Below are 6579 nucleotides of genomic sequence, written 5' to 3' on the forward strand. Positions count from 1 at the left end.
GCCACTCCACCCAGTTATTCCAAGAGATAAGAAAGCGATTGAAAGGACAAAAAGGATGAAAAATGGGATGCCCATATTCTTTACAAGTTAAGCAGAAACTTTTATCAAGCCCTTCGTACAACCGTCTTCACGATTGCGGACCTTTGTTATCCCTTCAACAAGTGATTCAAGCGGGAATTCGTGGCTGATGATTTGGTCCATATTGACATCGCCACTCGAAATGAGCTGCACTGCCTCTTCCCACGTATCAGGTGCCAACCAAGAGAACCTGATGGTTTTGTCCATAAGAATCGTATCAAGGATGGGAACCTGCATTACATCCGTATCGCCAGGCAGTCCAAAGATAACGACAGTTGCGTGTCTACCTGTAACTTCTAAGGCGGTATGGATCGCGTCAAGTGAGCTGGTCGCTGTAATTGCACGATCTGCCAATTCGCCATCGTTGAGTTCCTGAATCAGAGTACCTAAGTCTTCTACATAGTGCGGGGAGTTGGTATCACTAACGTTGACGACTACGTCAGCTCCGAGTGCCTTACCGCAATCCAAACGATAATCACGGGTTCCGACAAGGAGGACGTTCTTCAAGCCGCGGCTTTTTAGGACTTGCACCATCATCAAACCGATAGGACCGGGTCCGAAGACGACGGCGGTTTGACCTTCTTCGGCGTTAAGATTGTTGACGGCATAGAGTCCACATGCGAGCGGCTCTGTGAGTGCACCTTGGTCATAGGTCACGTTATCGGGTAACTTGACTGTCCATCGATAATCTGAGACTGCATATTCCGCGAAGCCTCCATCAACACCTACACCTAAGACGCGTTTTTCGGGACACAAGTTGGACAATCCTTTCTGACTCCAGAAGGAATCTGGATTAGATTGAACAGGATTGACGACAACTCGATCTCCTACTTTGAATCCACCTGTTTTTCCTGCTTCGCTGCCAACCTCGACGACTTCACCGGTAAATTCGTGTCCAAGGATAAGTGGTCCTTTCCCGTCGTCGGTTTCAAGCGAACTATTGCCGAAATAATATGCTACGTCCGAACCACAGATACCTACCGAACGGACCTGGACGAGTAGGTCATTGTCACCGGCTGCTGGCACGGGCCGATCTTCGAGGCTCATTGATTCGGGTTCATAGAAAATTTGGGATTGCATTATCCTTCTCCTTAAGTTTTTAGTGAATACAGTAATTTTAGCATATCCGAAATTTAAATTACAATTTTTAATTTTTCCTTGCGGAGGAACGAAGTGGGTTTGGACTTTTAGATGCCTTTCTTATATCCGCTTGCGTGTTTTTGCTTGGGGTTTTTGATAGGGTGTTTCTGCGTATTTCTGCGTATTTCCGCGTATTGTTGCAAGCTACGGGTTTGAGAGTTCAAAAGGTAAATCGCATTTCCAGAAATAGCAGCCGACTGCAGAACTCACCGAGAAGCACTGTGATGATGGCAATAAAGAGGAAACCGGTCGCAGCTCGTGTCGCACCAAGCACATCACGGGCAACAGATTTCGGACGTAAGCAGTCCCACGTAATGAAGTAGAGGAACAACGTGCCAGCGATCCCTATGAGTACCCGCATGCTGAAGATGATCTGATAAAAGAGGTTAAAAGATACGGTATCTGTGGATTGCTGTCTGAAAAAGAGGTTCAAGCAGAGGAGCAGTGTCACACCGGAAAGTGTGCAGAGTAGGACAGTATTAAACCGTTTCAGATAAACCACAGGCAAATCAGGGACCACGAGGTACCAATGCCCAAACCACATCCCGCTGTGGACTGCCCCGAGTAGTGCAGCCGCCATCAAGAATTGAAGTGATAACAAAAACATTTCGCCCGGAAGTTGTATGATTTGAAGATACCGCTGGGTACTCAAAATCAACCACACCCCACCGGAGATAAGTCCACTCAAGAAGAGGAACCTTGTAAGGAGTGGCGTTTTGAACCACCAACTCAGTGTGTAGACGAGGACAATGAAAACGAAACAGATAACAGAAATGGACTCGGGATTCTGCCAATATCCGAAGAAGTTACGAAATGTGACGGGCTGCTGATGAAGCACAAGGTTTGCACATCGCGATAATCCGCTTACGAGCAGATAGATACTCCCCATTAAACGGTAGAAATTCGGACCCACTAATCCTGTAGGGACTAAGAGGAGGAGCGCAAACCCACCCACTGCCAGTTGGCTGAAAACAAGATAGAAGACATCAAGGATACTAAACATCCGATGAAGGTCCTATTCCTAATGAAGATAAAGAAATAAATCGGGTAATTACTACGAACAGGGTCGCTTGTAATCGTGCTACTTATAGCACGTTTGGAAGTCCCTGATAAAATCATCAAGTTTCGTCAAAAAACGGTAACCCATTACAGTTCGCCGTAGAGCGATGAATTGGAGCATCGCTATGCTCAAGAACCATAATGGGTTTACCTGTCGTGCGCGATTTAAACGCGCGCTGTCTGTGATGTAAGACGGCATACTTCCGTCTATATGATTTCGACTTCGGCACCGAGAGCTTCGAGTTGTTCTTTCGTTTTCTCGGCTTCCTCTTTAGCAATGCCTTCTTGAATGACAACGGGTGCGGATTCGACTTTCTCTTTTGCTTCCTTCAATCCGAGCCCAGTAATCGCGCGAACCTCTTTGATAACTGGAATCTTCTTGGAACCGAAGTCTTTGAGCTGAACGTCGAATTCCGTTTTCTCTTCTTCTTCTTCCTCTGCTGCTGCATCCGCAGCAACAACTGGCATCATCCCAGGCATAGCCATTGCTGGTGCGGCTGATGCGGTGACTCCGAATTTATCCTCTAAGGCTTTGACCAATTCAGAAAGTTCCAGAACGGTCATATTGCTAATTTCGTCAATCAATTTTTCCAAATCTGCGGCCATGTTTTATCCTCTCTATAGGTAGTATCAAATTAACTCGATTAGAGATTTCCGAATCAAGTCTCGGGGACTTGGTTTCCCTCAATATTTGATATAAGCACTGGAAGTGCTATGGGTTAGGCGTCTTCCGCCTCTTTCTTTTGGTCGGCAACCTGTGTCAGTACGGAGGTTACCTGACGTATTGTTCCACTGAGTACGTTCACCATCCCTGTAACAGGTGAACCTTGACTTAAGGTGTTGACGAGTCCGGTGAGAGGTGCGCCGATAACCCCGACGGTGCGGGCGATCAGGACATCTCGTGATGGCATATCTTTCAGGGCTTCAACACCTGCTGCATCAATGATTCGTGTCCCGAGAATGCCACCTTTAACCTTAAGATTTTCGTGTTTCTCGCCAAATTCAAGCAAGATTTTTGAAGATGTCGCCGGATCTGTACCGGTAGCGAGGGCTGTATTTCCTTTGAGATAAGGTGCCAAGCCATCAATCCCTCTTTCTTGAGCGACAACGTTTATCAATGTATTCTTACAGACCTTATAGCGGATATCGGCGGCTCGGAGTTGGTTTCGCAGTTCGTTAATTTCTGCGACGGTCAGCCCCTGAAAGTCTGTGAGCAGCACAACATCGGCATTGTCAAAAATCTCACGAATTTGTTCTGTTTGATGAACATTTGCCTCATTCGGCATGTTTCAGTTCCTTTCTATATCGGTTGTATAGTAACCAGAGCGTGATACCTTGGTTCCCCTATACACCTATCAATTCGGTATACGATTGCATGCAAAAAGCCCCCAGGTGCCTGGAGGCTTAGATCCAAAGAGGAGTGAACACGGAACGACGCGATTTTACGGACGCTTTGGTCACACATCATTCGTTGTATTCCATTCAAGCCTCAGTAGGCAATTAAGCCGATGGCACCTACGTTCTACGACTTTATTCAGCTGTAGGACTCTTCCATATCGTATCCCGTGCGGATTATGCGAATTGCTGTGGATCTATCCGGACAGCAGCTCCCATTGTTGCTGATATAGCGACACTCCGAATGTATCTACCTTTCACCGCGGACGGACGAGCGGCAACGAGCGCACTCATCACTGCGTTGAGGTTCTGTTTAATACTTTCTTCCTCAAACGAGACCTTGCCGATTGGGACATGAACAATACCGGAAGAGCGCTCTACTCGGTATTCGATTTGTCCTGCTTTGATATCTTGGATGGTTTCGGCGACATCCATTGTGACAGTGCCAGCTTTGGCGTTAGGCATTAAGCCGCGCGGTCCCAGGATTCGTCCGAGTTTAGGCATGATACTTCGCATTAAGTCGGGTGTGGCAATTGTTGCGTCAAAATCGAGCCATCCGTCAACAATTTTATCGACGAGCTCGTCAGTTCCAACGAAATCTGCGCCGGCTTCTTCGGCTTGTCGTGCCGGGTCGCCTTGGGCAAAGACGACGACACGAACAGATTTCCCTGTTCCGTGTGGCAGTGCGACAGTGCCTCGGATATTCTGGTCTGCCTGTCGGGCATCTATGCCCAGACGCGATGCCAAATCCACGGTTTCATCAAACTTTGCGCTGCCTGTTTTTTTGACCAACGAGACAGCCTCGTCTATCGTGTAAAGTTGCAGTCTGTCTACGTGTTCGTTGATGCCGCGGTATCGCTTCCCTCTTTTCGCCATGTTGTTCTCCATAGGCCATATCTCTATAGCCCCGTTTCAAAGTGAACTTATCCGTATACCCACAATACCGTGTTTCGTCAGATGGATAAGCCGTGCTAATTAACCGTCAGCCCCATGCTACGAGCGGTTCCTTCCACCATTCGCACTGCTGCATCTAAGTCTGTCGTATTTAAGTCAGGTAATTTCGTCTGTGCGATTTCTCGAATTTGTTCCATCGTAATGGAAGCAACCTTGTTTCGATTGGGTTCACCAGAACCTTTGGCAATCTTTGCTGCGGATTTGAGTAAGACTGCGGCAGGAGGTGATTTTACATCGAAACTAAACGATCTATCGCTATAACAGGTGATGACGGTCGTCACCACCATTCCAGTTTGATGCTGCGTCTGTGCGTTAAACGATTTGATAAACTCCTGTAGATTAATCATGTAAGGTGCAAGGCTGGGACCAACGGGAGGTTGTGGTGTCGCCTGTCCGGATACTAACTGGAGTTTAACTTCGCCTGCTACTTTCTTTGCCATTGTTTTTCCCTATTTTGGGTTGTGAGCGTTCCAAATTGCATTTTACAGTCAGTAAAACAGGGTGAACTCACAATCACGGTTCTCCACTTAAAAAGTGCGATTCACATTTAGTTTAATTCTTCTACTTCGAGTAAGCCCAAATCAACGGAGGTAGAGCGACCGAAAAGTGAAATGCTGAGGCGTAATCGTTGGTGTTCCATGTTAATTTCTTCGATGTCCCCAGAGAATCCACTAAACGGACCGTTTATCACCCTGACCTTATCGCCTACTTCATATTCCATTGCGGGTACTGGTGGGACTTCCTCTTCCTCGGTTGACATCTGGAGCATTGCTTCGACGTCATCAGGGCTGAGAGGCGATGGATGTGAGGTGGGACCTAAAAAGTTCATGACTCCGGGTGTCTCTTGTATGAGAGTCCAACTCCTTTGCCCAATCGGATTATCGACATGTGGACCGAGTTCATGTGTGGTATTGACAAGAACGTAACCCGGATAAGAAGGTCGGAGGCTAATTTTACGTTGACTGTCTTTAACCTCTACAACCTCAGTCTCTGGGACATTAACTTGAAGTATCTCATCCTGTAACTCTTCCCTGGCGATCATGTTGTCAAGGTTAAGTTTAACCTTTTTCTCATGTCCAGTGTATATTTGAACGACGTACCAGTATCCATCCATATTCCGATTCACCAGTGTATGCACATTATGATTAACGAATAAAGAGAGTTCTGAGGAAAGCCATCCCGAAACCTTCAAGGGAATTATTCAGGACATACTGGCTTACGAGTACAGCAATTAGAGGGATACAAGCTACTGTTGCCGCTATCACTTTCCGATTCCCGTCAATACCCTCAGATTCAGCTTCTCTACTACTTTGCGGTTGATTCTCCCAACTTCGCATAATAAAGAAAACAACGATTGGAAGAGCTGCGAGAAATATCCAACCCAGTGGGTTGTTCCATTTTGGAAAAGCGGAGTTGCCATCGACTAACCCGATGAAAAGTCCTAACACGGCGGAAGCGATGATAACAGTAATGGTGCTGCCTTGGACTTCTTTGGCATCCGGTTTAGACACTCTCTGCCATTCTTGATTGATTCCCTGAATGTAATTTTTAAAACGAGTTATCATAAGATTAAAAGGCAGGCCAGGAGGGATTCGAACCCCCAACATTCGGTTTTGGAGACCGACGCTCTAGCCGTTGGAGCTACTGGCCTGCAAGTTTTGCATAGGAGACGGCACACCTCGCGGTAGTGTCTACGCCCCTACCCAAAAAGTTATCGTATTTCCTTGTGAAGTGTATGTTTTTGACAGAAAGGACAGTATTTCATCCGTTCATATCGACTTTGGTTCGTCCGACGGTTCCGAGTCGTCACATAATTCCGCCGACCACATACATCACATGCTAATATTACAATGTCTCTGGCCATAATAAGCACTCTACTTTCGATAAATGGAGCCGATGACCGGGATTGAACCGGTGACCTCGTCCTTACCAAGGACGCGCTCTACCGACTGA

Annotated in this window: 9 protein-coding genes and 1 tRNA gene; all 10 read right to left on the minus strand. The window is 46.8% G+C overall.

Annotated elements, in window-relative coordinates; all coding sequences use genetic code 11:
- Positions 1-87: 87 nt before the first annotated feature.
- Positions 88-1158: an alcohol dehydrogenase catalytic domain-containing protein gene (locus F4X88_19655; GenBank protein ID MYA58499.1), complete on the minus strand. Its 1071-nt coding sequence runs from the start codon at positions 1156-1158 to the stop codon at positions 88-90.
- Positions 1159-1378: 220 nt separating this feature from the next.
- Positions 1379-2221: a hypothetical protein gene (locus F4X88_19660; protein ID MYA58500.1), complete on the minus strand. Its 843-nt coding sequence runs from the start codon at positions 2219-2221 to the stop codon at positions 1379-1381.
- 263 nt (positions 2222-2484) lie between these two features.
- The gene (locus F4X88_19665; GenBank protein MYA58501.1) at positions 2485-2883 is read right to left on the minus strand and encodes a 50S ribosomal protein L7/L12; all 399 of its coding nucleotides are present in this window, start codon (positions 2881-2883) and stop codon (positions 2485-2487) included.
- A 113-nt stretch (positions 2884-2996) separates the two neighbouring features.
- Positions 2997-3563 (minus strand): 50S ribosomal protein L10, encoded by a 567-nt coding sequence (locus tag F4X88_19670; GenBank protein MYA58502.1) that lies wholly within the window; start codon positions 3561-3563, stop codon positions 2997-2999.
- Between the two features lie 286 nt (positions 3564-3849).
- Positions 3850-4548 (minus strand): 50S ribosomal protein L1, encoded by a 699-nt coding sequence (locus F4X88_19675; GenBank protein ID MYA58503.1) that lies wholly within the window; start codon positions 4546-4548, stop codon positions 3850-3852.
- A gap of 95 nt (positions 4549-4643) precedes the next feature.
- A complete protein-coding gene (gene rplK / locus F4X88_19680; GenBank protein ID MYA58504.1) occupies positions 4644-5066 on the minus strand; it encodes a 50S ribosomal protein L11 in 423 nt (140 codons plus the stop codon).
- Between the two features lie 107 nt (positions 5067-5173).
- A complete protein-coding gene (nusG, locus tag F4X88_19685) occupies positions 5174-5740 on the minus strand; it encodes a transcription termination/antitermination factor NusG (protein ID MYA58505.1) in 567 nt (188 codons plus the stop codon).
- 31 nt (positions 5741-5771) lie between these two features.
- Entirely contained in the window at positions 5772-6233 is a 462-nt protein-coding gene (secE, locus tag F4X88_19690) for a preprotein translocase subunit SecE (protein MYA58506.1), read from the minus strand.
- Positions 6204-6277: transfer RNA gene (locus tag F4X88_19695), tRNA-Trp, on the minus strand. The genes secE and F4X88_19695 overlap by 30 nt, the downstream gene beginning before the upstream one ends.
- Before the next feature lie 60 nt (positions 6278-6337).
- Positions 6338-6490 (minus strand): 50S ribosomal protein L33, encoded by a 153-nt coding sequence (gene rpmG, locus F4X88_19700; GenBank protein ID MYA58507.1) that lies wholly within the window; start codon positions 6488-6490, stop codon positions 6338-6340.
- Positions 6491-6579: the final 89 nt, after the last annotated feature.

This window comes from Candidatus Poribacteria bacterium (assembly GCA_009839745.1).
Taxonomy (GTDB): Bacteria; Poribacteria; WGA-4E; order WGA-4E; family WGA-3G; genus WGA-3G.

Coding starts and splice junctions, on each gene's coding strand:
- nusG (MYA58505.1), bottom strand. CDS start 5,740: ATGGATGGATACTGGTACGTCGTTCAAATATACACTGGACATGAGAAA.
- F4X88_19655 (MYA58499.1), bottom strand. CDS start 1,158: ATGCAATCCCAAATTTTCTATGAACCCGAATCAATGAGCCTCGAAGAT.
- rplK (MYA58504.1), bottom strand. CDS start 5,066: ATGGCAAAGAAAGTAGCAGGCGAAGTTAAACTCCAGTTAGTATCCGGA.
- F4X88_19675 (MYA58503.1), bottom strand. CDS start 4,548: ATGGCGAAAAGAGGGAAGCGATACCGCGGCATCAACGAACACGTAGAC.
- F4X88_19660 (MYA58500.1), bottom strand. CDS start 2,221: ATGTTTAGTATCCTTGATGTCTTCTATCTTGTTTTCAGCCAACTGGCA.
- rpmG (MYA58507.1), bottom strand. CDS start 6,490: ATGGCCAGAGACATTGTAATATTAGCATGTGATGTATGTGGTCGGCGG.
- F4X88_19665 (MYA58501.1), bottom strand. CDS start 2,883: ATGGCCGCAGATTTGGAAAAATTGATTGACGAAATTAGCAATATGACC.
- secE (MYA58506.1), bottom strand. CDS start 6,233: ATGTTGGGGGTTCGAATCCCTCCTGGCCTGCCTTTTAATCTTATGATA.
- F4X88_19670 (MYA58502.1), bottom strand. CDS start 3,563: ATGCCGAATGAGGCAAATGTTCATCAAACAGAACAAATTCGTGAGATT.